Source organism: Streptomyces sp. NPDC050546 (assembly GCF_044457425.1).
GTDB lineage: Bacteria > Actinomycetota > Actinomycetes > Streptomycetales > Streptomycetaceae > Streptomyces.
In genome coordinates this window covers 110564-136976 of the sequence record NZ_JBITGX010000021.1, presented here as the reverse complement: position 1 = coordinate 136976, position 26413 = coordinate 110564, and the positions used below count along the sequence as shown (strand labels likewise).

The 26413-nt window shown below is 71.3% G+C and carries 22 protein-coding genes and 1 tRNA gene; 7 read left to right on the top strand and 16 right to left on the bottom strand.

What is annotated here, in order from left to right:
- Positions 1-62: 62 nt before the first annotated feature.
- The 4 genes from ACIBK5_RS37820 to ACIBK5_RS37805 all read left to right on the top strand — a co-directional run bounded on the left by ACIBK5_RS37820 (position 63) and on the right by ACIBK5_RS37805 (position 3541).
- Complete coding sequence (locus ACIBK5_RS37820) at positions 63-578, top strand: DinB family protein (RefSeq protein ID WP_399027039.1); 516 nt, start codon at positions 63-65, stop codon at positions 576-578.
- A gap of 213 nt (positions 579-791) precedes the next feature.
- Positions 792-2456 carry an energy-dependent translational throttle protein EttA gene (gene ettA, locus ACIBK5_RS37815; protein ID WP_399027037.1) on the top strand — a complete coding sequence of 555 codons (1665 nt, stop codon included), beginning with the start codon at positions 792-794 and terminating at the stop codon, positions 2454-2456.
- A 6-nt stretch (positions 2457-2462) separates the two neighbouring features.
- The gene (locus tag ACIBK5_RS37810) at positions 2463-2876 is read left to right on the top strand and encodes a thioesterase family protein (protein WP_391097609.1); all 414 of its coding nucleotides are present in this window, start codon (positions 2463-2465) and stop codon (positions 2874-2876) included.
- Positions 2873-3541: a hypothetical protein gene (locus ACIBK5_RS37805; protein WP_399027035.1), complete on the top strand. Its 669-nt coding sequence runs from the start codon at positions 2873-2875 to the stop codon at positions 3539-3541. Before ACIBK5_RS37810 ends, ACIBK5_RS37805 begins: the two co-directional genes overlap by 4 nt.
- Positions 3542-3565: 24 nt before the next feature.
- Here the strand turns inward: ACIBK5_RS37805 and ACIBK5_RS37800 are convergent, their stop codons facing one another.
- A complete protein-coding gene (locus ACIBK5_RS37800; protein ID WP_215121340.1) occupies positions 3566-3979 on the bottom strand; it encodes a globin in 414 nt (137 codons plus the stop codon).
- A 78-nt stretch (positions 3980-4057) separates the two neighbouring features.
- Between ACIBK5_RS37800 and ACIBK5_RS37795 the strand changes: the two genes are divergently transcribed.
- On the top strand, positions 4058-5050 hold the full coding sequence (locus ACIBK5_RS37795; protein WP_399027033.1) for a methyltransferase domain-containing protein: 993 nt from the start codon (positions 4058-4060) through the stop codon (positions 5048-5050).
- A 12-nt stretch (positions 5051-5062) separates the two neighbouring features.
- Here the strand turns inward: ACIBK5_RS37795 and ACIBK5_RS37790 are convergent, their stop codons facing one another.
- The 12 genes from ACIBK5_RS37790 to ACIBK5_RS37735 all read right to left on the bottom strand — a co-directional run bounded on the left by ACIBK5_RS37790 (position 5063) and on the right by ACIBK5_RS37735 (position 22922).
- The gene (locus ACIBK5_RS37790; protein WP_399027031.1) at positions 5063-6610 is read right to left on the bottom strand and encodes an FHA domain-containing protein; all 1548 of its coding nucleotides are present in this window, start codon (positions 6608-6610) and stop codon (positions 5063-5065) included.
- A gap of 32 nt (positions 6611-6642) precedes the next feature.
- On the bottom strand, positions 6643-7989 hold the full coding sequence (locus tag ACIBK5_RS37785; protein WP_399027029.1) for a VWA domain-containing protein: 1347 nt from the start codon (positions 7987-7989) through the stop codon (positions 6643-6645).
- A 99-nt stretch (positions 7990-8088) separates the two neighbouring features.
- Entirely contained in the window at positions 8089-9450 is a 1362-nt protein-coding gene (locus ACIBK5_RS37780; RefSeq protein WP_399027028.1) for a protein phosphatase 2C domain-containing protein, read from the bottom strand.
- A 3-nt stretch (positions 9451-9453) separates the two neighbouring features.
- Positions 9454-12072 (bottom strand): tetratricopeptide repeat protein, encoded by a 2619-nt coding sequence (locus ACIBK5_RS37775; protein WP_399027066.1) that lies wholly within the window; start codon positions 12070-12072, stop codon positions 9454-9456.
- A gap of 17 nt (positions 12073-12089) precedes the next feature.
- Positions 12090-13424 carry a hypothetical protein gene (locus ACIBK5_RS37770; protein WP_399027026.1) on the bottom strand — a complete coding sequence of 445 codons (1335 nt, stop codon included), beginning with the start codon at positions 13422-13424 and terminating at the stop codon, positions 12090-12092.
- Positions 13425-13579: 155 nt separating this feature from the next.
- Positions 13580-14617, bottom strand: a complete 1038-nt coding sequence (locus tag ACIBK5_RS37765; RefSeq protein ID WP_399027024.1) for a glutamate ABC transporter substrate-binding protein — start codon at positions 14615-14617, stop codon at positions 13580-13582.
- A 53-nt stretch (positions 14618-14670) separates the two neighbouring features.
- A complete protein-coding gene (locus ACIBK5_RS37760) occupies positions 14671-16122 on the bottom strand; it encodes a hypothetical protein (protein ID WP_399027022.1) in 1452 nt (483 codons plus the stop codon).
- A 163-nt stretch (positions 16123-16285) separates the two neighbouring features.
- Entirely contained in the window at positions 16286-16726 is a 441-nt protein-coding gene (locus ACIBK5_RS37755) for a GNAT family N-acetyltransferase (protein ID WP_399027020.1), read from the bottom strand.
- Between the two features lie 97 nt (positions 16727-16823).
- Entirely contained in the window at positions 16824-18233 is a 1410-nt protein-coding gene (locus ACIBK5_RS37750) for a Cys-Gln thioester bond-forming surface protein (RefSeq protein WP_399027019.1), read from the bottom strand.
- A gap of 280 nt (positions 18234-18513) precedes the next feature.
- Positions 18514-18990 carry a single-stranded DNA-binding protein gene (locus ACIBK5_RS37745; protein ID WP_399027017.1) on the bottom strand — a complete coding sequence of 159 codons (477 nt, stop codon included), beginning with the start codon at positions 18988-18990 and terminating at the stop codon, positions 18514-18516.
- Positions 18991-19448: 458 nt separating this feature from the next.
- On the bottom strand, positions 19449-21311 hold the full coding sequence (locus tag ACIBK5_RS37740; protein WP_399027015.1) for a GTP-binding protein: 1863 nt from the start codon (positions 21309-21311) through the stop codon (positions 19449-19451).
- A 3-nt stretch (positions 21312-21314) separates the two neighbouring features.
- Entirely contained in the window at positions 21315-22922 is a 1608-nt protein-coding gene (locus ACIBK5_RS37735; protein WP_399027013.1) for a dynamin family protein, read from the bottom strand.
- A 321-nt stretch (positions 22923-23243) separates the two neighbouring features.
- Between ACIBK5_RS37735 and ACIBK5_RS37730 the strand changes: the two genes are divergently transcribed.
- Positions 23244-23316 (top strand) — tRNA-Arg (locus ACIBK5_RS37730).
- A 141-nt stretch (positions 23317-23457) separates the two neighbouring features.
- Here ACIBK5_RS37730 and ACIBK5_RS37725 read toward each other — a convergent pair.
- From ACIBK5_RS37725 to ACIBK5_RS37715, 3 genes are all read right to left on the bottom strand, one after another.
- Positions 23458-24237, bottom strand: a complete 780-nt coding sequence (locus tag ACIBK5_RS37725; protein ID WP_399027011.1) for a hypothetical protein — start codon at positions 24235-24237, stop codon at positions 23458-23460.
- On the bottom strand, positions 24234-24509 hold the full coding sequence (locus tag ACIBK5_RS37720; protein ID WP_361880148.1) for a hypothetical protein: 276 nt from the start codon (positions 24507-24509) through the stop codon (positions 24234-24236). The genes ACIBK5_RS37725 and ACIBK5_RS37720 overlap by 4 nt, the downstream gene beginning before the upstream one ends.
- 382 nt (positions 24510-24891) lie before the next feature.
- The gene (locus ACIBK5_RS37715; RefSeq protein ID WP_399027009.1) at positions 24892-25686 is read right to left on the bottom strand and encodes a hypothetical protein; all 795 of its coding nucleotides are present in this window, start codon (positions 25684-25686) and stop codon (positions 24892-24894) included.
- 500 nt (positions 25687-26186) lie between these two features.
- On the opposite strand from ACIBK5_RS37715, the gene ACIBK5_RS37710 reads away from it, so the two are divergent.
- Positions 26187-26375 carry a hypothetical protein gene (locus tag ACIBK5_RS37710; RefSeq protein ID WP_399027007.1) on the top strand — a complete coding sequence of 63 codons (189 nt, stop codon included), beginning with the start codon at positions 26187-26189 and terminating at the stop codon, positions 26373-26375.
- The last annotated feature ends 38 nt before the right edge of the window (positions 26376-26413 follow it).

Here is a 26413-nt window from a genome sequence, read left to right as displayed (position 1 = left end):
TCGACGGGGTCCCGCTCAATAATCACTCGACCGCCCGTCCGACCTGCGGGAGACTCCCCGCGATGACTCAACGAACCGATACGCCTCCCACCTGGGACGAGCGCACGCAGCTGATCACGTTCCTGGACTACGCCCGTGACACGGCGCGCGCCAAGTGCGAGGGCGTGTCCGCGGAAGACGCCCGCAGAGCCCCGCTTCCGAACTCACCACTCATGACCCTGTGCGGCCTGATCAGCCATCTGCGGTGGGTCGAACACCACTGGGTCCAGGTGATGTTCCTGGGAGAGGAACCCGAGGGTCCGCTCACGCTGGCGAGCGACGACGACCCCGACCCCGAGATGCGGACAGCGGTCGACATTCCGTTGCCCCGGCTTCTCGCCGAATACGAGGAACAGAGCGACCGCTACCGTCGTCTGCTGTCCGAGCATGACGTGAACTCAACGGCCAAGCGCCCCATCAGCGACGGCCGCCATGTGGACCTCCGCTGGGTGATCCTCCACCTCATCGAGGAGATCTCCCGGCACAACGGCCATCTCGACATCGTGCGAGAGCTGGTCGACGGACGGACCGGCGTCTAGACCGGCAGGCGTCCAGACCGGCAGGCGTCGAGGCATCAGCCGTAGCGGACCGCGGGTGATCGAACCGGACATCAACAGTCGATCTCAGCCACTGACTCACGAAACCCCAGGTCAGCGATCCCCCGCCCAAACGAGTTACCACCCAGACGTGGCGTTGCGGCAAGATGGGGTGTATCTGCCCACTGCCAGTTTCAAGCTGCCGGACGGTTTCTCTTGGCTGAGTTCATTTACACCATGCGCAAGGCGCGCAAAGCGCACGGCGACAAGGTGATCCTCGACGACGTGACGACGAGCTTCTACCCGGGAGCGAAGATCGGCGTCGTCGGCCCGAACGGCGCCGGCAAGTCGACGATCCTGAAGATCATGGCGGGTCTGGAGCAGCCGTCCAACGGTGACGCCTTCCTCACGCCCGGTTACACCGTCGGCATCCTGCTGCAGGAGCCGCCGCTGACCGAGGACAAGACCGTCCTGGAGAACGTCCAGGAGGGTGTCGCCGAGGTCAAGGGCAAGCTCGACCGGTTCAACGAGATCGCCGAGCAGATGGCGACCGACTACACCGACGCGCTCATGGACGAGATGGGCAAGCTCCAGGAGGAGCTCGACCACGCCAACGCCTGGGACCTCGAGGCGCAGCTCGAGCAGGCCATGGACGCGCTGGGCTGCCCGCCCGGCGACTGGCCCGTCACCAACCTGTCAGGTGGTGAGCGCCGCCGCGTCGCGCTGTGCAAGCTGCTGCTGGAGCAGCCCGACCTGCTGCTGCTCGACGAGCCCACCAACCACCTCGACGCCGAGTCGGTGAACTGGCTGGAGCAGCACCTGGCCAAGTACCCGGGCACCGTCGTAGCGGTCACCCACGACCGGTACTTCCTCGACAACGTCGCCCAGTGGATCTGCGAGATCGACCGCGGCCGGCTCTACCCCTACGAGGGCAACTACTCGAAGTACCTGGAGACCAAGGCCGCGCGCCTCAAGGTCGAGGGCCAGAAGGACGCCAAGCGGCAGAAGCGTCTGAAGGAAGAGCTCGAGTGGGTCCGGTCCAACGCCAAGGGACGTCAGGTCAAGTCCAAGGCGCGTCTGGCCCGCTACGAGGAGATGGCCGCCGAGGCCGAGAAGATGCGGAAGCTGGACTTCGAGGAGATCCAGATCCCGCCGGGCCCGCGTCTGGGCAGTGTCGTCGTCGAGATCAACAACCTCAGCAAGGGCTTCGGCGAGAAGCTCCTCATCGACGACCTCAGCTTCACGCTCCCGCGCAACGGCATCGTCGGCATCATCGGCCCGAACGGCGCCGGTAAGACGACCCTGTTCAAGATGATCCAGGGCCTGGAGGAGCCGGACTCCGGTTCCATCAAGGTCGGCGAGACCGTCAAGATCTCGTACGTCGACCAGAGCCGCGAGAACATCGACCCGAAGAAGACCCTGTGGGCCGTGGTCTCCGACGAGCTCGACTACATCAACGTCGGCCAGGTCGAGATGCCCAGCCGTGCCTACGTCTCCGCCTTCGGCTTCAAGGGCCCGGACCAGCAGAAGCCGGCCGGAGTGCTCTCCGGCGGTGAGCGCAACCGTCTCAACCTCGCGCTCACCCTCAAGCAGGGCGGCAACCTGCTGCTCCTCGACGAGCCGACCAACGACCTGGACGTCGAGACCCTGAGCAGCCTGGAGAACGCGCTGCTCGAGTTCCCGGGCTGCGCCGTGGTCGTCTCCCACGACCGGTGGTTCCTGGACCGGGTGGCCACGCACATCCTCGCCTACGAGGGCGAGTCCAAGTGGTTCTGGTTCGAGGGCAACTTCGAGTCGTACGAGAAGCACAAGATCGAGCGGCTCGGCCCGGACGCCACCCGTCCGCACCGCGCCACCTACAAGAAGCTGACCCGGGGCTGATCGATCTTGCGGCACAACTACCGCTGCCCGCTGCGTTGGTCGGACATGGACGCGTACGGCCATGTCAACAACGCGGTCTTCGTGCGCTACCTGGAGGAAGCCCGTATCGACTTCCTCTTCCGGCCGGAGAAGGATTTCCAGCAGGGGTCCGTGGTGGCACGCCATGAGATCGACTACAAGCGGCAGCTCGTCCACCGGCACCACCCGGTCGACATCGAGCTGTGGATCAGCGAGATCCGGGCCGCCTCCTTCACCATCAGCTACGAGGTGAAGGACGACGACCTGGTCTACGTCCGGGCCTCGACGGTGGTCGTGCCGTTCGACTTCGAGGCACAGCGGCCGCGCCGGATCACCGCGGAGGAGCGGGAGTTCCTCCAGGAGTACACGGATGACGCGGAGGAGGAGGCCGTCGCCGCATGACGGTCCTGCACCTCGTCGACGAGGGGGAGGCGGCGGATCTCGCGGCCTTCCTCTCCCGGCTGCTCCACTACGACCGTGGAGCCGCGGTGCGCCTGCAGGCCTCGGGCACCGCACTGGCCGTCTTCGGACGGCCGCCGTCCTTCGAGGTGCTGGCCGTGCGCGCGGTGCGGCTTGCGAAGCCGTACGAGAACGGGCTGGACGTCACGCTCGACGTGACCGTGTCCGCCGGTGAACTGCTGGAGTCGGTGGACGAGAAGGCCGCGACGGCCGTGGTGCCGGGTGCGGTGACCGGGCCGCCGTGGGCCGGTGTGCTGCCGCCGCGCGGCGGCTGGCGGGCCGAGCCGGGACTGCCGGCGCCGGACGCCCTGCGGTCCCTGGTCGCCGCCGTGGTCGCCGAGTTCCGGTCCCGTACGCAGGAGTTGCCGTCCGAGGGACGCACCAGGGCCGAGCTGGACCGGATCGGGCGGGACATCTGGTCCCGCACGGTCGGCGACACCGGCCTCCCCGTGCGGGTCGTGCACGCCGCGCAGTCGCTCGGCTTCCTGCGCCCGGGGGTGCCGCTGGGGCTGTTCTCCTCGGGCGCCTGGCTCCGGCTGCGCACGCCGTACGGATCCGTTGCCGTACGACGGGCCGGGCTCGGGGCGCTGGACGTCAGCGTCCGCTGACCACCGCGCCCCCTCCCTCGCGGGTCAGCCCGGCGCGTTCACCATCGAGGCCGCCGCGTACGTGAGGTAGCTCCACAGCGTGTGCTCGTGCTCCTCGGACAGCCCGAGTTCGTCGACGGCGACCCGCATGTGCTTCAGCCAGGCGTCGTGCGCCGCACGGTCGACCGTGAAGGGCGCGTGCCGCATCCGCAGACGGGGATGGCCGCGATTGTCGCTGTACGTCGTCGGGCCGCCCCAGTACTGGATGAGGAACAGCACCAGGCGCTCCTCGGCCGGGCCCAGGTCCTCCTCGGGATACATGGGCCGCAGCAGCGGGTCCTCCGCGACTCCCTCGTAGAAACGGTGAACGAGCCGACGGAAGGTCTCCTCCCCGCCGACCTGCTCGTAGAAGGTCTGCTCCTGAAGCGTGCCGCGCCGAATCTCATTCACGCCCTCCATGCTCTCAGACGCGAGGACATAGGACTCAAGGCCTAGGACCCGCCCGCTACCGGGCACCGCTGCCCTTAGTGTGGGGGTATGGGCGGGCATGCACCCGACAGGGAACCGGAAGGGCCGGACGGGCTCGCCGCCTCCGCGCGGGCGGCACTGGTGCGCCGGATCGACGCGAGCGGGGCCTGGGCCGCCGACCCGGTGTGGCGCGAGGCGTTCGCGGCGGTCCCGCGCCATCTCTTCGTGCCGTACTACTACGTCGGCGTCGCCGGCGGCTACGAACGACGCTGGGGCGAGAGCCCCGACCCCCGGGCGCGTGAGCGGTGGGTGCGCGGTGCCTACGAGGACACCCCGCTGGCGACGCGACTGCGCGACGGCGAACTGCTCTCCTCCAGCAGCCAGCCCTCCCTGATGGCGGACATGCTGGCCGCGCTGTGCGTGCGGGACGGGAACGCGGTCCTGGAGGTCGGCGCCGGCACCGGCTACAACGCCGCGCTGCTCGCCCACCGGCTGGGCGACGACAAGGTCACCACCGTCGACCTCGACCCGGAGATCACCGAGTCGGCCCGGCGGCACCTGGCCGCGGCCGGGTACCACCCGGTCGTCGTCACCGGCGACGGCGCCCGGGGCGTGCCCGAGCGTGCGCCGTTCGACCGGATCATCGCCACCTGCGCCCTGAGCACCGTGCCACGCGCCTGGCTCGCGCAGAGCCGTCCAGGCGGCCGGATCCTCATGCCGCTCGGCACCGGCCTGATCGTCCTCACGGTGAGCGACGCCGGGCATGCCGAGGGGCGGTTCCTGCACACGCCCGCCTACTTCGTGCCGCTGCGCGGCGGGAGCCGGTCCTGGGGTGAACCCGCCCAGCTGGGCGGAGTGCCGCGCCGGGCCAGGGAGGACGACCTCTTCCGCTTCCTGCTGACGCTGACCCGGGGCAGCCTCGATCCCCAGGAGGCGCACGCCTTGTGGGAGCAGGAGGGCATGCCGCAGCGGGAGCGCTACGGCATCACGGTCAGCGGCGACCACGAGTGGGCCTGGCTGGACGACCCGGAGGGGCCGTACGCCTGGCCCCTCCCCTCTTGATCCTGGCGGGGCTCAGCCCCGGCGGATCGTGATCGTCGTCCAGGCGCCCACGTGCACCCGGTCACCGTCCTGCAGCGGCACGGGCACGAACGGCTGGATCGGCTCGTCCGAGCCGTTGACCGTCGTGCCGTTCGTCGAGTTCTGGTCGACGACCGCCCAGCTGCCGTCCGGCTGCTGGACCAGCACCGCGTGCTGGTGCGAGACGCCCGGGTCCTCCGGCGGCACCGCCAGGTCGACGTCGGGGGTGTCGCCGGTGGAGTGCCGGCGGCGGCCGATCGTGAGCTGGTTGCCGGTGAGCGTGCGCTGCTGCTCGGGCGAGTACGCGGGCAGGTTCAGGCCCGCGGCCTCGGGTCCGGAACGCTGCATCATCGCCATGAAGTAGTCGCGGTCCGGGCCGATGGTCGCGGTCCAGGTCGCGGGTCCCTGGGGCTGCTGCGGCTGCTGCGGGAAGCCGCCGGGGCCGGGAGGAGCCTGCGTCGCACCGGGCTGCGGGTAGCCATAGCCCCCGCCCGGGCCGGGCGGGGCCTGCGTCGCGCCGGGCTGGGGGAAGCCGTAGCCACCGCCCTGGCCGGGAGCGGGCGGGGCCTGCGTCGCACCGGGCGGGGGGAAGCCATAGCCGCCGCCCTGACCGGCACCGGGGCCGCCGGGGCCACCAGGGCCGCCCGGGCCGGTGGTCGGCGGGGAGATCACCCAGTCCTCGTCACCGCCGCCGAACGGACCGCCCTGCTGCGGCCGCTGGGTCTCCTGCGGGAATCCGGGCGGGGCCGGCGGGCCGGACTGCTGGAAGGCCTGCGGAGCACCGGGTCCGCCGGGGCCACCGGGTCCGCCGGGGCCGGGCGGCGGCGGGACGGGCCGTGAGGGGTCGGCACCGAATCCGGGCGGGCCGGGAGGTCCACCAGGACCGGAGGGACCGCCGGGGCCGGGAGGCCCACCAGGTCCGGGAGGGCCGCCGGGACCGGGGTAGCCGCCGGGGCCACCAGGGCCTCCAGGGCCACCGGGTCCGCCCGGTCCGGGGAAACCGCCGCCGGGAGGAGGCGGAGGGCCCGAGGGATCGCTGCCGAACGGCGGGATCGGCTCGGCCGGACGGTTCATCTGCGACGGGCGGGAGCCCTGGTACTCGTAGGAGTCACCGCCGCCGTAGGAGGGGCCCGACGGGCCGGGGCCGGGCTGGCCCGGAGGCTGGAAACGCATGCCCGGGCCGGGTGCCTGCGGGGGCGGGGCCGCGGGGGTGTACGAGGTCGCCGTGTTCGTCAGGAAGTTCCACCGGCACTCCTCGCAGAACGGTGCGCCGCCCTCACGCGGCGTACGGCACTGCGGGCAGAGCTCCGGCTCGGCGTTCGGTACGGCGGACAGGTGCGGAGGGCGCCCACCGGGGCCGCCGGGCGGGCCACCGGGGCCACCCGGACCGCCGGGGCCACCAGGACCGCCGGGCGGCGGGAAGCCGTAGCCGCCGGGCGGGGGCGGTGGAGGGGGCGGAGGCACGGCACCCGCCATGCGGTGACCGCAGACCTCGCACCAGTCGTCGGAACCCGACTGGTGTCCGTTCGGGCAGGTCGGCATGTCGGCCCGTCCCTCCTTCGATCTCTTCTAGGTCACTTCTTTACACGAACGGTCTTGGTGGACCGGGTCTCGAGCGTCATCTCGTCGGCCTCCTGAACCTTCGCCTTCAGTCGCACAGTACCGGTCGCGGCATCGACCACGTCCACCACCTTCGCAAGCAGTTTCGCAGTATCGGCGTTCCCGGAGGCACTCGCGAGCTGAACGGCCCGGCCCAGTTTGGCCGTTGCTCCATCCATATCCCCAGATTTGCGAAGGTCCAGCCCTTGCTGGATGACCTGTGCCAGTTCGGCCTGCCCGGTGTAGTGGGCGACCTGGGGGTTGATCGACGTCGAGGCGACCATGTCGTCGGTCCACACGGCCCGCACCAGGCCCTGCGCGCCGAGGTTCTGGACGCTGCCGTCGGACTGCGGAATGACCAGCGAGATCCGCGCCGCGAGCATCTCCTGCCCGATGTGCGCGGCCGGCACCTCGACACAGACGTGGTAGTCACGGGACTCATCACCCCAGGAACCAAGGGGGTAGTCGCCCGCGTGGGGGCCCGCCTCGGTGCGCCTGCCGGTCAGTTCCTCGACCGTCGGCGCGACCTGCTTGACGAACTTCACCGTGGTGTCGACCGGGGTCCACAGCCGCAGGGAGACGTCCGCGACCTCCTTGCCCATCGCCGTCTCCATCATCTGTGTGAAGTCGGCGGCGAGCCCGGCCGGATCAGCGACGATGTCGGCGGTGCCGAGCAGGGCGGAGGCGATCCCTGTGACTTCTTTCACTTCCCAGTCGGTTCCCACGCCGCGCGCGTCACAGGTGAAGCGCCCGGCGCACGCGTCGAGCGCGGCCTTCAGGTCCTCGGGCGATTCGTGCTCATTTCGACCGTCGGTGAGCAGGATGCCGTGCCGGATGGCGACGTCCGCGGAGGAGAGCAGGCGGTCGGCGAGTTTCAGCCAGGTGCCGATGGCCGTGCCGCCGCCCGCGCTGAGTGAGCGCAGCGCCTGCTTGGCCTGCGCGCGGGTGGTGGCGTCGGCGACCGCGACGCGCCCGCCGCCCGGGTAGACCTCCTTGGCCACGTGCGTCCCGCCGATCACCGCGAAGTGCACGCCGTCGCGCAGGGTGTCGATCGCGGCGGCCGTGGCGTCCCGGGCGTTGCGCATCTTGGTCGGCGGGTAGTCCATCGACCCCGAGCAGTCGACCATGACCGCCACGGCCGCGGACGGGCCCTGGCCGGGCGAGTAGAGGTGGGGAGCCGCGGCCGCGCTGCCGATCGTGCCGCCGCCGGTCGCCGTCACCGTGACGATGGCGTTGACCTCGACGGCACCCTCCGGCAGGTACTCGTTCTGGTACACGTCCACCGAGAACTGCGGCACGTTCGACTTCGAGAAAATGGCCATGCCTGCTTCGATCCCCCTCGAAAGCACCCGCCGGAGCGGGGTGATGACGGTAGGCGGACCGGTCCCCTCCGGTCCGCCGAGGCGTCCCCGTACGTGGCCTCAGGCCGATCCTGCCCCCTGGGGCACGGCGGGGAACGGCACGAGGGCCACTGTTACGTTGTCGTGGCCCCCGCCGTCCAGGGCGTGGCCGACGAGCACCCGAGCGCTGTGCAGCGGCTGCGCGGTGGCGTCGAGCGGGAGGACCCGGGCCATCTCCTCGGCCGCCTCCGCGTAGTTCCACAGCCCGTCCGTGCAGACCACCACCACGCCCGGCCGGTCCGGCTTGAACGCGGCGGTGTGCGGCTCCAGCTCGTAGGCGTCCGCGCCGAGCCAGCCGGTGATCGCGTGGGCGCGCTCGTCGGCGTAGGCCTCGGCCTCGTTCATCAGGCCCGCGGCGACCATCTGCGCGGCCCACGAGTCGTCCTCGGTGAGCCGGGCGGGGGGAGCGCTCCGGTCGACCGGGACCCAGTAGGCGCGGCTGTCGCCGACCCAGCCGACGATCAGCAGGCCAGAGGTCACCACGGCGCCGACGATGGTGCACGCCGGGGCGTTCTGGTGCGGGGCCTGTTCGCGGGCCGTGGCGGGCTCCTCGGCGAGCGAGTTGACGGCGCGTGAGGCGGCGACGATCGCGTCGTGCATCGCCTGCTGCGGGTGCGCGCCGCGCGGCAGGGCGGCCAGCACCGCCTCGCTCGCGGCCCTCGACGCCGCCTGGGAGGCGTCGTCGGGGCGGGTCGCCGAGGAGACGCCGTCGCAGACGATCGCCACGGAGGCGGGAGTGCCGTCGGGCAGCGCCGTGGTGCCGATGGCGAACGCGTCCTCGTTGCGGTGGTGGCGCAGGCCGCGGTCACTGACCGCGGCCATCGGGCCGGACTCCTGCTCCATGTGGTCCCGTTCACGCGGCTGGGCGTGGCCGCAGTTCTCGCAGTAGCCGTCGTCGTCCACGCGGCCGGCACGGCAGGCCACGCAGACCTTGCCGCCCACGCCGGCGGCCGGGGCCGCGGGCTGGGCGGACACCCGTGGGTCCGGTGCCTGGAGGAGGTACTCGTCGGGGTGGGGCTGATCGGGCTGGGGCTGATACGTCTCCGGCGGCGCGGCAGGTCCGTCGGGCCGCCGGTCGAACCGGACACCGGCGGCCGGGGGCGCCTCCGGTGGCATGGGGCCACCCGCGGGCGGGGCCTGAGGGTCCGCCGGGCCTGGCGCCGGCCAGGGCGCGCCGGAGGGTGGCGCCGGCGGGCGCTCGGGATACTCACCGGCCGGAGCGCCCTGGGCGGGCACCGAGCCGTTCATGGTGATGGTCGGGTTGTCCTGCGGCCGCTCGGGCACGGCGGACAGGTCATATCCGCACGCGCCGCAGAAACGGTCACCCGATTCGAGGGGTTCCTCGCAACTCGGGCAGGCGGACAACTGGGGCATCTGCGACATCAACTACACCCACGTCCGGGGGCGGTAACGATTGGCACGTTCCACCAGGTCGATCCTCTCCTCGCCGCCCCGCGCCAGCCGGGCCAGCGTGCGGTACGAGCGTTCCAGGCCGAAACGCAGGCCCCGCTCGTCCAGGCCGCTGCCGAGCAGCGTCCGTCCCCCGGCGGCGGGAGGGACGGAACCCTGGCCCCCGGAGAGTACCCAGTCCAGCGCGCTGCCGAGGACTTCGGCCGACAACTGCTCCCGTCGCGCCGGGTCAAGACCGTACGCCTCCAGCGCCTCGACCTGCGCCGCGGCGGCCGTGAGATCCTCCAGGAACGGTACGTCGGAGGCGGCCGCCGTGCGCTGCCTCAGCCGCGCCCGTACGGCCGCCACGCGCGCGGCCGTGTAGTGGATGGAGGACTCCGGGACCGACTCCAGCGTCGTCACGGCGCTGTGCCGGTCACCGGTGGCCAGTTGTACGCGGGCCAGCCCGAACGCGGCGCTCACATAGCTCGGGTCGGTCGACCACACCAGCCGGTAGTACTCGGCGGCGTTGTCGAGCTGGCCCAGTACCTCCGCGCACAGGGCCAGCGCCAGCTTGGGCGCGATCTCGCCGGGGAAGGCGTCGTAGATCGCGTCGAAGGCGAGCGCGGCGCCCTCGTGGTCGCCGGTGACCAGCGCGGTCACGCCCCGGTACCAGACCACCCGCCAGTCGTCGGGCCGCTCGCCCTCCAGCGCGACCAGGGCCTCCAGCGCGGCGGCCGGTTCACCGGTTTCCAGCCAGGCCCGGATCTGCCGCAGCCGTGTCTCGGTCGACCGGGCCGGGGCCGCGGCGAGGGCTCCGAGCAGCTCGGCCGGCGCGGAGGTCATCAGGCCCGCCAGGAAACCGGCGTTGGGGTCGGACGGGTCGACCCGGGGAACGGGCAGGGCGAGGGTGGCGGCGGGGGCGTCGACGGCTCTGACGAGGCCGGTGGGAAGCGGGGCGTGGGATTGCCGCCCGCCGGTGGGGAGCTGGGCCGCGGCCTGGCCCTGTTCCCCACCGTCGGGGTGCTGGGCGTGAGGCTGCCGCCCGCCGGCGGGAAGCTGAGCTGCGACCGGGCCGGAGGCGGCGGTCGGGGAACCGCGCCGGGTCCGCACCACCCGCGCCCCCAGCCGGGACACCTCACCGTCCAGCCTCGGGAACAGCTCCGTGTCCGTGACCCGCAGTTCGGGCCCGAACAGGGTGGACAGGGCGGGCCGGGCGCGGCCCGTCTGGAGGGAGACGACCTCCCGCAGGACACCGGTCAGCTGCTCGGTCATCTCCTGTGCGGAGGCGAACCGGCGGGCCGGGTCGGGGTCGGTGGCGCGGACCAGGAGGCGGTAGAACGACTCGTACTGCCGGAAGACCTCGATGTGGTCCGGGTCGGGCAGGGAGTCCGCGTAGACGTTCGTGTAGCCCTGGAAGTCGAAGGTCAGGACGGCGAGCGTACGGGCGACGGTGAAGAGGTCGCTCGCCACCGACGGGCCGGCCTCGGCCACCTCCGGCGCCTGATAGCCCACCGTGCCGTAGATGGCCGACTCCTCGTCGTCCATCCTGCGCACCGCGCCCATGTCGATCAGCTTGAGCTGGTCCTCGGTCTGGATCGCGTTGTCGACCTTGAAGTCGCAGTACAGCAGGTTGCGGCTGTGCAGATGACCGAGCGCCTCCAGCGCCTCGATGCCGTACGCGCAGGCCTGCTCCACCGGCAGCGGATCGCGTCTGCCCTGCGCCGTGCGGCGGCCGTTGGCGATCTCCTTCAGCGACTTGCCGCCGACGTACTCCATGACGATGTAGCCGTCGAGGGAGCCCGTGCGCTGGTCCAGGTGCTCCACGAAGTTGTAGATCCGCACGATGTTGGCGTGCTCGATCTCCGCGAGGAAGCGCCGCTCGGAGATCGCCGCGGCCATCGCGTCCTGGTCACCGGTGTCCAGCAGGCCCTTGAGGACCACCCAGCGGTCCGAGACCGCCCGGTCGACGGCGAGGTAGATCCAGCCCAGGCCGCCGTGCGCGAGGCAGCCGACCACCTCGTACTGGCCGTGCACGACGTCACCGGACTTGAGCTTCGGCACGAACGAGTACGGGTGGCCGCACTTGGTGCAGAACCCCTCCGTGCGCCCCTGCCGGTCACCGCGCGCCCGGCCCACCTGAGCCCCGCAGTCGGAGCGCGAGCAGAACCGCTTCCGCTCGGGCACCTCGGGGTTGTCCAGGACCATCTCGCGCGGGTCGGGCCGCGGGATCGGCGGCACCTGGACAAGACCGGCGCCCAGCCGGCCCCGGGACGAGGAACCGGCGCCGGAACCGGAACTGCGCACCGACACCGAGCGGCTCGTCGACTTGCCCGACAGGGAGCGCGAGAGGCGTCCCGACACCGAGCGGCGGGACTTCGACGACTGGGACGACGTACGCGAACTACGGCTGCTGGAGCGGGAGCTGCCACTCGCGCCCGAGCCTCGCGAGCCGCCCTTGCCGCCTGCGGTGATGCCGGTGGGGGGCGAGGCGACCATGCCGTTCGCTGCCACGACCGGGGCGAGGCCGCAGGTGTCGCAGTACAGCTCGCCGCCGCCCACATCTTCGTAGGTGCCCGTGCAGGTGGGGCGTTGACAGGTGCGTGCCTCGGTCATGGACTCCCCCTCGTCGCTCATGCGCCCGGCCCCCTCCGGTCGTCCTCGCGTACGCCCTGGTCCGGCACTCGCGGGCCGCCGAGCAGCTCCAGGGCGGCCTGCTGGTAGCGCAGCACGGCCCCTTCGGCGGCGCGCAGGTCGCAGGGGGCGCTCCACAGCATGCGGCGCGCCTTCTCGTACCGCTCCACCAGCAGCGCGTCCTCCGCGAAGCCGTGTCGCGCGACCTTCGCCTTGTACGCGTCGAGCCGGCCGCGCAGCTCGGCCCGGACCGCCAGGGGCGCGGTGACCGCGGTCAACGACTCGCGGGCGCGCAGCAGTTCGTCCTCGGCCTTCTGCTCGAGCGACTCCAGCAGCGGGGACAGCCGGTGCCACTGCCCCTGCCTGCGGTAGTCGGCTGCCGCCGCCACCTGCTCCTGCAACACCGTCGGCGGCCCGCTGACGACCGGTACCTCCGTCGCCGCGATCTTCGCGAGGACCTCGCCGCGGGCGGTGCGCGCCTCGGCCAGTGTGCGGTCGGCACGGCTGAGGATGTCCCGCAGCCTGACGATCCGCTTCTCGGCGTCCTGCCGGACCGTGAGGACCGCGTCGATCTCCCGGCGGACGTCCTCCAGGGCGCGCGCCTCGCGGTCGTAGACCGTCGTGTCCGGTCTGCCGCCTCCCGGGGCCGAACTGCCCTCCGCCGCCAGCCAGAACTCCAGCGGGTCCGAGACGACCTGCTCGCGCAGCTTCGTCAGCGTGCGTGTGATGCGCTCCAGGTCGTCGCCCGCCGGGTGCTCGCCGGGGCGCACGCCCACCGAGTGCGCGAGCCGGCGGGTGCGCTGCAGTTCGGCCGCCAGCAGGTCGATCCGGGCGGGCAGCGCCGACCAGACGGCGTCGGCGGCGACGACCATGTCCAGGCTCGTCGCGTACAGCTCGTTCATCCGGTCGACGAGGGTGGTGAGCGAGTAGCGCTCGCTGAGTCTGCTGGCGGCGCCGTGCAGGGTGGGGGCGTTGGCCGTCGCGGTGGCGCTTCCCGCGACCGTGACGGACTCGCCGTTCAGCAGTTCCGTCAGCTCCACCAGGTCCTCGCGGCTGGACCAGCGACGGCGCGAGCGGATGTCGCGGGCGGTGCGCAGGGCGTCCGTGTACGCGTCGAAGTACGTCCACAGCAGCGTGATCGACGCCTCCGTGGACGTCCAGCGCTCCTGGGTGACGCCGGTGAGCTCCGCGCCCTCCAGGAGTCTGCGGCCCGCGTGGTCCTGCAGGGCGAGGAGCGAGGTCTCGATCGCCTCGTGCTCCGCGCCGAGCCGCGCCAGCGCACGGTCCACCTCGTCCCGGTCCATCACCGGCCCGGTGGATCCCGTGACGCCCATCGATCACCTCTCGCTGCGGTAGTGCCGGTCGGGTTGGTGGTTGGGGGGTGGTGGGGGTGGTGGTCGGGGTGGTGGTCAGGTTTCGGTCGGCTTGCCGGTTGAGGTTGGCGGTCGGGGCTGGCGGTCGGGTTCGGTCAGGGTGGGCGGTCGAGTGGTCAGGTGCTGCGGAGGTACTGCGGAGCCGGTGGTTCCGACTTCTTCGCATCCTTGCCCAGTGTCGCCGACAGCCATTTGTCGTACGACGCCTGCCAGCCCTTCGCGGTGTCCTTGCGGTAGTCCACCAGGATCTGGTTGACCCGGCGTACCAGATCGTCGGCGTCCTTCTTCATCGCCACGCCGTAGTACTCGGCAGTGAACGCGTCGCCCTTGAGCTGGACCGTCGGATCCTGTGCCGCCTGGCTCGCGGCGAGCGCGCCGTCGGTGACCACGGCGTCGACCTCACCGAGCTGGAGCCTTACCAGGCAGTCGAGTTGGTTCGGGACGGTGGTGGAGATGTCGGTGGTGGCAGGGAGTTTGCCGTCCTTCTGGTCTGCCTCCAGCGTGGAGTACGCCGTCGAGCCGGCGGCCGTGCAGACCTTGCGGTCCGCGAGCGTGTCGTCGTAGCCCTTGACGGGCGAGGACTTCGGGGCAAGGACCTGCTGACCCGTCTTGAAGTAGGGCGCGGAGAAGGCGACGTCCGCGATGCGCGCGCAGTTGATCGTCATCGTGCGGACGACCATGTCCACGCGGCCGTCCTGGATCGCCGGGATGCGCTGGTCGGTGGGGATCGCCTTGAACTGGACGGCGTCCGGGTCGCCGAGTATGTCCTCTGCGATGCGGTGGACCAGGTCGATGTCGAAGCCCTCGAGCTCCGCGGTCTTGCCGCTGTTGGGGTTGCGGTAGCCCCAGCGGTAGCTGTTCTGGTCGACGCCGACGATCAGCTTGCGCTTCTCGCCGGCGCGGTCCTTGATCGCCTTGATGGTGTCGCCGTCGGCGGAGGAGGGGGACAGCGTCTGCTTCTCGGGGGCCTCGCAGTCCTCTTCGGCCTTTCCGACCGTGGCCCGGGAGGCTTGGGTGACGGACCGGCCGTCACCGATACCCGGTCCGGACAGCGGGACGCACAGCGCGAAGACCGCCACCAGGGCGCAGACGACCGCCATCGTGGCCACCCCGCCCCAGCCCTTCAGGCTGGCCCGCAGACGTCGTGCTCGCATGCTCACGCCCCCTTTCACGTCTCGCCGTGTATCCCGTGTATCCCGCGCCCCGTTCATCGGTACTCCGACAGCCTGCGGCCGATGCCCAGGACCGCGCCCGCGGCGCCCAGGACCGCGAGGACGGCCGCGCCCGCCGACAGGCCCGTCAGGGCGTCCCGGCCGTCGCCGGCCGCGCGCTTGAACTCGGTCTCCTCGTGCGCGAGCGCCGTGCGCAGGTTCGCGTCGACGCTGTCGAAGCACTCGCCGGTCGCGTTCTTGGTGCCGATGACCCGGTCCAGCGCCTGCTGGTAGTTGCCGTTCTCGTCCTGCTCGCGGGCGGCGGTGTGGCGCTTCTTCCACTCCGTCATGTTGCCTACGGCGGCGGTGACGGGCTGTTCGCCCGAAGTGTCGTCGGCGAGGTTCGCGGCGGCGGCCAGATACTTGCCGAGGTCGGTCATGTCCGTACGGAAGTCGTGGTCGTAGGCGTCGTAGGTCTGCGCGCCGACCTTCTTCGTCTCGGCCCCGCGGGCCACCAGGGTCAGGTTCTCGTTCCCCCGTGCCTTGAGGGAGGCGATGCGGGCGTCGTGCAGCACGTTCAGGGAGCGGACGCCGTGGTCGTAGGAGTCGTTCAGGCCCACGCGGGCGATGCTGTGGCCGACGACCAGCCAGAGCAGGACCACCGTCGCGGTGGCCGTGGCGGCGACCAGGCCGTGGTTCAGCACCCGGTTCGTACGCCGGTAGTTGCGGTGCTGGGCCCAGGCGAGGGCGGCCAGGGCGGCGAGGCCGAGGGCGATGGCCGCCCAGGGGTAGGGCGTGGCGTCCGCGTAGTCCGCGCGCAGACGCTGGTTCTCCTTCTTGTACAGGTCCTCCGCCGCCGGGAGCATCTGCTGCTGCATCTTCTCGTTGGCGTAGCGGAGGTAGGCGCCGCCGACCGGGAAGCCCTGGCGGTTGTAGGTGCGGGCGCGTTCGACCAGGCCCTTGTACTCCGGGAGGAGCTTGTTGAGCTTGGCGATCGTCGCGGTGGACGGGGAGTCCGGGTCGGCGTTGGCTGCGGCGTTGACGAGTTTGTCGGCGGCCGTGCGGATGTCCTGCTCGTAGCGGTCACGGGAGGCGGCCGATTCCTGGCCGCCGGCGAGGAAGCCGCTGGACGCGGCGGTGTTGGCGTCCGCGAGGGAGCGGTAGATGTCGGCCGCGTCCGAGCTGAGGGGCTGACTGCTGGTGAGGACGTCGTCGGCGGCGGCCGCGCGGTCGGTCATCTGCCAGGCGGTGACGGCGCCGAAGGCGACGACGAGGAGGGCCAGGAAGGCGCCGATGATGCGCAGGCGGCCGGGCTCGGTGGTCGCGGCGGCGCGGAGTTGGTCGAGGCCCTCCGCGAAGGCTGTGCGACGGGGCGCCGGGGGTGTGGAGGCGGCGGGGCCGCTGCTGCCCGGAGGCCTGGCCGGTGGTGCCGGCTGTGCCGGAACGGCCGGCAGAATGGGCGTGCTGGGGCCCGGTGGTGGTGAACTGCTCTTCGGCAGGTGTGTCACTGTGACCTCCCCCATGGTCATCCGTCACCGCAAGTATCGCTGCCGGCACTGACATCCGCACCGGCCTTGCCTCGATCTTGATCGGATCGCAGCGTGAACCACCACCCCCGCACTGGAACACGTCAGGGCGATCGGTTCGGTTCCCCCGCGCGGATGCGCGCGGCTACTCGACGTAGCGGCGAAACCCTTGTGCCAGGGCCTTGAAGCCGCACGCCTCGTAGAAGCTGTGGACATACGCGTCGTCCGCGGCCAGCAGCTGCACCTTGTAACAGCCGGCGGACTCCCCCAGCCGTACGGCCGCCTCCATCAGTTGCCGCCCTATGCCACGCCGCTGATACCCGCCGGCCACCACGACGTTCTCCACGAACAGGATGGCCCTGCCCCCGCGCGTGAGGTTCGGCATGACAACGCAGTCGGCCGTACCGGCCACGGTGCCGTCGGCATCCGCGACCAGAACGGTCCGCCCGTGCTGCCCGGACATGGCCGCCCAGATGCCTTCCGCAACCGCCTCGGACAACGGCGCGTCGTCCGGGTTCAGTTCGCGGTAGAGAGCCAAGAGCGCCGTCAGGTCAGCGTCGGCTGCCGGCCGCACCGTGATCTTCATGGACTGAGCCTATGGCGAGCACAACTCCGAGCCGCCATAGGCCCGTCCGGGCCGGTCAGTGACTCGTCCGGGCCGGTCAGTGGCTCGTCCGGGCCGGTCAGTGGCTCGTCGGGGTCGCCTTGCGCCGGAGGACGATCAAGGTTGCCCCACCGATGACGACCAACGCGATGGCGATGCCCGCGATGAGCGGGGTGACGCCGGAGGAGCCGGTTTCGGCGAGGTTGGTGTCGGAGGCCGTGCCGCCCACCGTGGCCGGGCTCGGTTCACTGAGGGTCTGCGTGGCCGTGCCCGTCTCGCTGCTCCGGGTCTGGCAGTCCAGCATGCCCGTGAAGCGCTGGGTGAAGCCGCCGGGGCCGTGGATCGTGAAGTCGTACGCCTGGTCCTCCTGGAGCGGGACCGTCACCGTCCTGGTCTCGCCCGCGGCGATGGTGTGCTCCAGCCCTGCCAGTTCGAAGGTGAACGGCTCGTCGCCCTTGTTGGACGCGATGATGTCCACGCCGCCCTTGTCGCAGTTCTTCGCCGCCGACAGTGCCGGTATCGCACCCTGCTTCGCCCAGGTCGCTCCCGCCGTCGCGGACACCGTCGACTCGCTGGAGCCGGCCAGGATCTGCGTCTGACTCCGGCTCTCGGAGGCGAAGGCCCGGCCGACCGGCACGGTGGTCGAGGCCTGCACGGTCAGTTCGGCCGAGCCCGCCGCCGCGTCCTCGGGCACGTCGAAGAACACCTGCCCGCCGTCGGCCGCGGACGTGATGGCCCTGCCCTGCTTGTCGACGATCCGCACGCCGCTCGTGGCGGCGTCCGCGGGCGGCGCCACCGACACGCCGCTCGCGTTGGTGTGCACCGTGACCGGGCCGAGCCGCTCGCCCGGCCGGCCGGAGACCGCGGGCGGGTCGAGGGTGAGCGAGGCCCTGGGCTCGGGCAGGTTCCGCGCACTCTTCTCCAGGTAGTCCGCGAGCTGTTCGGCCTGCGGGTCGAGCGCGTCGACGGCCACGTCGTCCGAGTAGCGCCAGATCGCCACCTGCGTGCCGGACGCGGCGTCCTGCTCGGTCAGCGCACCGCGCACGCCCGCCTTCCGCGCGAGCGCCGCGAGGTCGTTCACCTGCGGGTAGGAGTTCTGCAGGATCCAGCGAATCCGGCCGGCGTCCTTGTTGGCGCCCAGGGACGTGCCGCCCCAGGGCGTCTCGTGGTACCTGGCGTCCCGCTGCGTGGGGTTGTGGAGGTCGACGCAGTACGTCTGCAGCATGCCGCCGCCCTCGACGGACATCTGGAACAGGCCCGCCGACACCTGCTGGTCCCCGGTGCCGCCGTGTATCACCGCGGTGCCGTACGTCTTGAGTCCGGCTATGGTCGCGGTCGCGCCGCCCTCACCCTGCGTCGTCTCGTCGGCGGACGCCTGGCCGGCACCGGCCAGCACGCCCGCGGCGACGAGCCCGGACACCAGCGTCGTGGCGCCGAGGCGGGCCGCCCCTCGCCTGCGTACGAACACCGCCGAGAACGAAGCAAACACCAAATTTCCTTTCGAGCAGGACCCGTTGACGTGGGGGGTACGGTCCCACCAGCAGAAATCAGAAGCCTCACAGGCATCGAGAGCCCCGAGAGTCATGTCCCGGCATCCTAGGGAGGCGTCGGAGCCCGCCCGCCGGTCAGGCGGTCGGATGCGTGATCCGACTCGGAATCGTTATCACCAAGATCCCTTACGGACAGGGCTTATCGACAAATCCACCGCTGGTCGCATGGTGCGAACTCATCGATAAGCCGTAGTTCGGACAGGGCGGCGGTGACTGACGTCACGTCAAGACAGCGGGCTCCGGCTGCTGTTGAGCGGACGCGTTCGAGCGCACCGCTGAATCGTCCGGGGATGTCTCCCAGTTGGGCTCCGGTGAAGTCGGCGAGGCGGCCGTCTCAGGCTTGCCGCCGCGTCGGAAGGCCGACGTGCCCCAGGCGAGATCATGGCCGATCGCGACCGCGTCGATGTCCGCCGAGGTCCAGTTCTGCCCCTCGCGGACATCGGTCCGCACCTTCAGCCTGCCCTGCACGATCACGGGCTCGCCCACCGTCAGCGACGCCGCCGTGTTCGTGGCGAGCTGGCGGTTGGCCCACACCGTGAAGAAGTTGGTGTGCCCGTCCGTCCACGTGTTCTTCTCGCGGTCCAAGTAGCGCGCCGTCACCGCCAGCCGGAACCTCGCCGACGGGCCGGACGCCATCTCCCGGTACACCGGCTGCGTCGCCACCCTGCCTACCGCGCAGACCATCGTCTCGTTCATCGCGAACCCCTCCCTCGCCCGGATTTCGACGCCGGGCCGACCCCCGTCCGGGCCCGTCCCGTACGGCTGTGTCCGCCAGACTGCCGTGCCCGGGCCGAGGCCGCTGAGCGCTGTGGATCACCGCCGGCCTGTGGACAACGCCGCCACCCCGACGGGTGAAGCCGAGCCACACGTCGAGCCCGCCGCCCGGCCACACGCCGAGCCCGCCGCCCAGCCCGACGCCGAGCAACGCGCCGTGTCCGACACCGAGCAACACGCCACGCCCGCCCCCGTGCCCGACACCGATCCGACCACCGATCCCGACACGGATCCGGGCACGGGCACGGACGCGGGCACGGGCACGGACGCGGGCACGGACGCGGGCACGGGCACCGACGCGGCGAGGGCGACGCCCGGACCGGACGCCGCCCTCGCCGTACCCGCGCATGCGGCCCGTCACAGCCGCCACGCCCTCGCCGTCACCGCCCGGCCCCCACCACCCTCCCGTACTGCTCCCGTACCTCCAGATACCGCAGCAGCTCCGCCGCCACCGGATCCAGCACGCGGGCTCTTCCGCAGCCGGCCGCCGCCTTGCGTAGTCGGCGTTCCGCCTCCAGGCCGTAGCGACGGGCCGGGCCGCGGGCCGCCATCCGGCAGCTCCACTCGATCAGCGGACCGCCGACGATGCCGATCACCATCAGCAGCACCGGCACGCCCAGGTTCGGCGACATGACCTGGAAGATCTGGCCCAGCAGCCACAGGCCGCCCAGGAACTGAAGGATCGTCATGGAGGCCTGGGACAGCACAGCCATCGGCCACCACCCCGGGCGCGGCGGCCGCCCCGTCGGCACTCCCGCGCGCACGGTCAGCTCGTCCAGCGCCTCGGGCAGCCCCTGGGAACCGCGGACGGCCGCCTCGCGCACCGCCTGCGCCCAGGGCACGGGCAGCCCGGCCGAGGCCCGGTCGGCCACCGTACGGACCGCCTGCTCCACGCGCTGTCTCGCGGTCGCCTCCTCGTCGGCCTGCGTGCGCGAGGGCAGCCGACCCGTGGTGGCCTCGCCATGGTCCTGGTACCAGCGCCACAACCGCAGCCAGGGCGTGCCGCACGCGCGGTTGGCGTTGCGCAGCCACGCGCGTTCGGCCGCCTCGCCCGCCGCCGTGGCGCCCACCGCGTCGGCGAGCCGGTCCGCGAACTCCTCCCGGGCCTGCTCGCTCAGCCCCGTCCGCCGCCGGGTGGCGTAGACGGGCCACAGCCGCGCCGCCGCGACGTCCACATCGGCCGAGACACGGCGGGCCGGCGCCCCGCGCTCCCCTACGAACTGGCCGAGCACCTCGCGCAGGTCCCCGATGCCCTCCCCGGTGAGCGCGGACACCGGGAGCACGGTCGTACCCGGTTCGCCGTACTCCCCGAGGGCGATGCCGTCCTCGTCGAGGAGTCGCCGCAGATCGTCGAGGACCTGATCGGCGGCCTCCCCGGGCAGCCGGTCGATCTGGTTGAGGACCACGAACATGACCTCCGCGTGCGCCGCCATCGGCCGCAGATAGCGCTCATGGAGGACGGCGTCGGCGTACTTCTCCGGGTCGACGACCCAGATGACCGCGTCGACGAGGGCCAGGATGCGGTCCACGTGCTCGCGGTGCTGTACGGCCGCCGAGTCGTGGTCGGGCAGGTCGATCAGGACCAGCCCGTGCAGCCGGGACTCCGCGTCCCCGGTCGGCAACGGCCGCCGGCGCAGCCGGGGCGGGATGCCGAGCCGTTCGATGAGGCTCGCCGCCCCGTCGCTCCAACTGCACGCGATGGGCGCCGCGGTGGTGGGACGGCGCACTCCGGTCTCCGAGATGGCCACACCGGCGAGCGCGTTGAACAGCTGTGACTTGCCGCTGCCGGTGGCGCCCGCGATGGCGACGACGGTGTGCTGCCCGGAGAGCCTGCGCCGGGCGGACGCCTCGTCGAGCACCCGGCCCGCCTCCGACAGCGTCCTGCTGTCGAGCCGCGTGCGGGAGAGCCCCACGAGTTCGCGCAGCGCTTCGAGGCGCGAGCGCAACACCCCGTCGTACACCAGTGGTCTCATCGCGGGCGGGGCGGCGGACCTGCCGTCCGTGACGGCGAACTGGCCTCCGTCCGGCGTCTCGTTGACGCGGCGCGCGATGAGCCCGTCGTCCCAGGCGCCCGTGGAGTCCGTACGGGCGTCCTCCACGCGCGCGTGGGGGTCGTTGCCCACGCGCGCGTGCTGGGCGGCCTGAGAGGCGCGCGCGGAGGGGCTCCCGGCGGATCCTGCCTTGTCCCCGTCGCCCGGCTGATCGGCGTGCTCGGTGTGGTCCTGGTCAGTGACGGCGGTCACCGGTCACCTCTCCTTCTGCAGTACGGACAGCGCGGCGATGAGTTCGGCCTGGTGCTCGGGGTGGACGTCGAGCGCGTCGAGCGGGGCGAGCCGGCGCTCGCGTTCGGCGTACAGGACCCGGTCGACATGCTGGGTGAGCAGCCGGCCGGCCCGGTCGCGCAGCCGCAGTGCGCCGTGGGCGCCGATCCGCTCGGCGAGCCCCTCCCCCGCCATCCGGCCCCGGCGGCCGCCCAGCAGCCCGGTGGCGACCAGGGCGGCGACCAGCTCCGGGTCGGGCGCGACATTGCGCTCGAGTTCGCTCACCTCGTCCTCGGCGTACTCCTCCAGCTCCCGCCGCCACCGCCGTACGGCCAGCCCGATCCGGTGCTCGGCGCTCTCCGCCGCGGAATCGCGCGGCGCGAGCTCCGGCGCCGCCGCGGCAGGTTCGCGCCGCCAGGCGTCGTCGACGCGCTCGTCGGCGGCGGTGACGGCGCACAGCAGCAGCGCGCTGAGGCTCTCCACGAGCGCGTCGAGGAGCTCTCCGGCGGTGCAGTCCAGGGGGAAGGCACGCCACCGCTTGAGCGCGTCCCCGGCGAGCACCGCCCCGGCCTGCAACCGGCCTCGCACGCGCTTGTGCTCGCTGTCGTACGCCCCCTCGACAGCGCTGGTGAGCCGCAGCGCGGCCGAGTACTGCGCGGCTGCGGCGCCGGCCAGCTCGGGCATCCGGGACTTGAGCGAGTCGAGGACGCCGTACGCCGTGCGGGCCAGGACCTGCTGCCGGGCCCCCGGCTCCTGGGCCTGGTGGATCAGCCAGGTGCGCAGCTGGGCGACGGCGGTGACCGGCAGGAGACCGCCGCCGAAGGCCGACTCGGGCAGCTCGGGCACGGTGAACCGCGGCACGTGTCCGAGACCGGCCTTGGTGAGCAGCGCCCCGTACTGCCGCGACACCTCGGCGACCACCTGGTGGGGCACCCGGTCGAGCACGGTGACGAGGGTGACGTCGTACTCCTTGGCGGTGCGCAGCATGTGCCAGGGCACTGCGTCGGCGTAGCGGGCGGCCGTGGTGACCATGACCCAGATGTCGGCCGCGCAGATGAGCTCGGCAGCCAGGACACGGTTGTCGGAGACCAGGGAGTCGATGTCGGGCGCGTCGAGCAGGGCGAGGCCGGGCGGCAGCGTGTCGGCGCTCTCGATGCGCAGCACGCGCGCGGGGTCCTCGCCGGGGAGCAGCAGATCGTCCGTGTCGTTGCGCTGGGGTGCCCACACGCGCGTGAGATCGGGCAGCACCCTCATTCCGCCGAACCAGTGATGGTCCTCCGGATGGCAGACCAGCACGGGGGTCCGGGTCGTGGGCCGCAGCACGCCCGCCTCGCTGACCCGCCGCCCCACGAGGGAGTTGACCAGCGTCGACTTCCCGGCTCCGGTCGATCCGCCCACGACGGCCAGAAGCGGTGCTTCGGGCTCCCGCAACCGGGGCACCAAGTAGTCGTCGAGCTGCGCGAGCAGTTCGTCGCGGTTGGCACGCGCGCGTGGGGCCCCCGCGAGGGGCAGCGGGAAGCGTGCGGCGGCGACACGGTCGCGCAGGGCGGAGAGTGCGTCGAGCAGCTGAGGCCTTACGTCCAAGGTCACCACATGTGAAGAATGCCCAATTTTAGGGGAATTCTGAAGCATATGAGCATGTCTGCGCGCCGACAGGACACAAGGGATGGAAGGGGCGACTGGGACACAGGCACACTCCAGGCATAACGAGTGCACAACACCCGGCGCCTGAGACTTCAAAAGCGATGCACGATTCGTACCTGCCTGCGATTATCAGGACCGCTTCACTGAACCTCCACATCGAGCCACGGAGGCGAAGCAACAGGGGCAAGGACGCGGGAGCCCTATCCTTGTCCCCGGCAACGTCACGGATCAGCCCGCACCAGGGCACCACGACAGAGGCCACCACACCCGGCCCCCGTAGCTCAGTGGATAGAGCAGGCGCCTTCTAAGCGCTTGGCCGCAGGTTCGAGTCCTGCCGGGGGCGCACACACCCTCTTCCTGCGGAAACGCGTGAGGGGTTCTTTGATGTCCGGATGCACATCGCTGTGAGACCAAGCGCCTTGGCTGCCCACGATCGTGGACAACCCCGACATCGGGGTTGTAGTTCGCGCCAACGGACGCCTGGCTACCCCTCCTCGTCGTCCAGCACCTGGGCGGCCGCGCTTGGGTCCATGAGGTTGGACCACGCCTGTTCCGCCGGGAGCAGGTCCCGCTCAGGCAGGGCGTACTCCGGATACCAGCCTTCAGCCTCGCAGCCGGGGACGTTGCGCAGGATCAGCACGGTCAGGTTCGGGGGAACGGAGCCGGTGATCCGGACGGCGAGGTAGGTCTCGTGGCCGTCGTCCGCCCGCACCTGGAGGCCAAGCGTGAAAGTGTCGAACTCGCGCGTGTGCTCTCGGCCGTCGCGCAGCGTGGCGTGCGCCAGGTCCAACAAAGTCGCCCGCAGGCGGCGCACGAAGCGGACACCCGCCTCGGCGCGGTATCGGACGTGGTCCTCGCGCGCGGGCAGGAGGTAAGCGGTGTGCGTCGTGGTCTTCAGACCGTCGGAATGTTCCGCGTTGTAGCGCGCCCGGGCGGCGCGGCCATCGGCCTCAAGGGCTGCATAGAAGTCATCGCCCGAGCCGTCCTCTCGCCGACCCGCCGCGACCAGCCACGGCAGGTCGGCGTCCAGCCATACCGCGCCGCGCCACCGCTGCACCTTGACCTTGAACAGCACCTGGTCATCCACGGACCGGATGCGTTCGTGCTTGCCGTCCTCGTCCGCGAACTGCTCGGACGCTTTGGCCAGCACCGGGTGGTCGATCTCGTCCAGCGGCGCCGTGACCGGCGGCACCGCGAGGCACAAATCCTCGCGTAAGCAGCGCAGTGTCGGGCGGGCCGGGCGCAGCGGGCTGGGTCCGCTCATTCCTCGATTCCCCCGACCGCGTCGATCTCCTCCGCGGTCAGCCCGGTCAGCAGCATCACATCCGACTTCAGCGATCCATCCAGCACACTGAGCGCCTCCACCATGCCGGACCGCAGATCCTCACGGCGCTGCTCCAGATACGCCCGGACCGCCTCAGCCACCAGGTCCTTCTTCGTCAGCCCCAGGAAATGAGCGCCCTGGCTGATCAACTTGTCCGTCGCCGGGTCCACCTTCAGCGGGGACTGGCGTACCGGCTTCGCCGCTGTCGTCATCGATGACACACCTCCGCTGCCATAATACCCAAGTACCTCATGGTGGGGTTGTTGCAGCGTCACCGGACTCGAGCGCCTCCTGGCTCCGGCCGACGGCACGCGCCTTCGCCACCAGAGACGCCCATCGAGCAGAGATCCCGGAATCGACAGCAAGCGCTTTGACGATTTCCGTTCGTGGACGACCTGCGAACACGCAGGTGAGCACATCGCTCGGGCCCGCGCACCTTCTAAGCGCTTGGCCGCAGGTTCGAGTCCTGCCGGGGGCGCACACTCCTACCAGCACAAACGCCCCAGAGGGGGCGTCCCCTTTAGGGCGTTTCGCGTCTCTGACGCCAGTGCTGACGGCAACGACCGCGTGTCGGCGGACGATCGCGCACGCCGCCTATTGCCCCTCGAAGAAGCCGGACTTCAGGTCCCCGATGACGGCGTTGAGTGGATACCCACTCACGATGAACGGTCCACCCCACGGCGCGCTGAGTGCGAAGAGCAACGCCAGGCTCAGCCCGACCACACTCGCGACGCCCACGATGAGCAGCGACGTTCGCAGGCTGCTGCGGAAGACCAGGGCGCCGGAGTTCACGATCAAGGCCAGTCCGCTGACCACAAGTGTGACGACGTAAAGCGACGGGACATCACGCGAGGCGGCCGCGACGCGGGCGCGACGACTACTGGTGACACCGTCCAGGGAGGACAGCAACTCCGTCCCTGCCGCGCTTCCCGCCTCGGGCCGGGCCGCCTCGGCGCGAACACTCCGCTCCATCCGGGCGATTGTGCGAGCGGTGGCCGGGTCGTCACCGGACGCCGCCGCTGTGCCGCTCCACTCCCTGGCACGCGTGGTCTGCAGGTAGTCCAGAAGTGCCGCATGGATCGGCTCCGACTGGACTCGCGGACTTGTCGCCGCCCATGCCAGGCGGGAGGCCGCGGCCGCCTCGTCACTCACCAGCCCCTCGGCTGCACGCAGGTAGCCGGCCTCGCTGGCCAGTGAGAGTGCCGCAAAGATCGCGAAGGCGGCACCGAGTGTCGGCATCAGAGGTGTGGCGATCTGCGGCACCCGATCCCGTTCCCCGACGGGTACGAGCATCCGGACGCCGATGCGCGCCGCGGCCGCGACCAGTAGGGCAAGCAAGAGCCCGCCCACAACCAGCACCACCGCCGGCAGCGAGGTCAACCAGTTCATCAGATCACCTACAGCGTGTTTCCACCCGTGCCCCACGGCGGCGACGCCGAGGCCCCGCGACCAGGAACTTCTCGTCGATCACTTTCAATGAACGCCCCATGATCACAGCTCGAAGTCCTTTGACGCCCCCGACGCCCGGCACGGCATCTCGTTTCGTTGGCCAAATAGCCGAACGGCATGCCGCCAGCGTGCTGCACTTGGCGCGGGTTGCTGTACAGCGGCGGAGTACAGCAACTACCACGACCGCAGCCGATGGACGTCCTGCGGCACGTCGGAAACGAATGCGATCCCACCCCCTTCGACGTGGGGCCGACCTCGTGATCGCCGCCGTCGCGGCCACCGAGGGACTCCCCCTCTTCACCGCCGACCCCCGACGACTTCAAGAGCCTCGACGACTTGATCACCATCGTTCCCGTAACGCGCACGTCATGTGAGACCTCGATCCGCACAGAGACAGCGCCCGGAGCTTCGGTGCCGGTACGCGCCCATACAGTTTCCCGATGACGCCGATCAAGAAGTTCCAACTCACCTTCGACGTCATACCGCCGCCACCGGCGGGGTTTGCCACTTGGGACGATTTCAAGCGCTCGCAGCCACCTGAGAGCAGCGGGATTCCTGGGTTCGCCTGCGTCGATCCCGCACTTGAGGCGGAACGCGCACGACCGGTCCCACGACAGCAAGCGCTTTGACAGCGTTCAATCGCGAGCGACCAGCGAAGACGCAGGTG

Excerpts from the sequence above, each read along its gene's own strand:
- ACIBK5_RS37820 (WP_399027039.1), top strand. The coding sequence starts at position 63 with ATGACTCAACGAACCGATACGCCTCCCACCTGGGACGAGCGCACGCAG.
- ACIBK5_RS37805 (WP_399027035.1), top strand. The coding sequence starts at position 2,873 with ATGACGGTCCTGCACCTCGTCGACGAGGGGGAGGCGGCGGATCTCGCG.
- ACIBK5_RS37800 (WP_215121340.1), bottom strand. The coding sequence starts at position 3,979 with ATGGAGGGCGTGAATGAGATTCGGCGCGGCACGCTTCAGGAGCAGACC.
- ACIBK5_RS37795 (WP_399027033.1), top strand. The coding sequence starts at position 4,058 with ATGGGCGGGCATGCACCCGACAGGGAACCGGAAGGGCCGGACGGGCTC.
- ACIBK5_RS37790 (WP_399027031.1), bottom strand. The coding sequence starts at position 6,610 with ATGCCGACCTGCCCGAACGGACACCAGTCGGGTTCCGACGACTGGTGC.
- ACIBK5_RS37785 (WP_399027029.1), bottom strand. The coding sequence starts at position 7,989 with ATGGCCATTTTCTCGAAGTCGAACGTGCCGCAGTTCTCGGTGGACGTG.
- ACIBK5_RS37780 (WP_399027028.1), bottom strand. The coding sequence starts at position 9,450 with ATGTCGCAGATGCCCCAGTTGTCCGCCTGCCCGAGTTGCGAGGAACCC.
- ACIBK5_RS37775 (WP_399027066.1), bottom strand. The coding sequence starts at position 12,072 with ATGACCGAGGCACGCACCTGTCAACGCCCCACCTGCACGGGCACCTAC.
- ACIBK5_RS37770 (WP_399027026.1), bottom strand. The coding sequence starts at position 13,424 with ATGGGCGTCACGGGATCCACCGGGCCGGTGATGGACCGGGACGAGGTG.
- ACIBK5_RS37765 (WP_399027024.1), bottom strand. The coding sequence starts at position 14,617 with ATGCGAGCACGACGTCTGCGGGCCAGCCTGAAGGGCTGGGGCGGGGTG.
- ACIBK5_RS37755 (WP_399027020.1), bottom strand. The coding sequence starts at position 16,726 with ATGAAGATCACGGTGCGGCCGGCAGCCGACGCTGACCTGACGGCGCTC.
- ACIBK5_RS37745 (WP_399027017.1), bottom strand. The coding sequence starts at position 18,990 with ATGAACGAGACGATGGTCTGCGCGGTAGGCAGGGTGGCGACGCAGCCG.
- ACIBK5_RS37725 (WP_399027011.1), bottom strand. The coding sequence starts at position 24,237 with ATGAGCGGACCCAGCCCGCTGCGCCCGGCCCGCCCGACACTGCGCTGC.
- ACIBK5_RS37720 (WP_361880148.1), bottom strand. The coding sequence starts at position 24,509 with ATGACGACAGCGGCGAAGCCGGTACGCCAGTCCCCGCTGAAGGTGGAC.
- ACIBK5_RS37715 (WP_399027009.1), bottom strand. The coding sequence starts at position 25,686 with ATGAACTGGTTGACCTCGCTGCCGGCGGTGGTGCTGGTTGTGGGCGGG.
- ACIBK5_RS37710 (WP_399027007.1), top strand. The coding sequence starts at position 26,187 with ATGACGCCGATCAAGAAGTTCCAACTCACCTTCGACGTCATACCGCCG.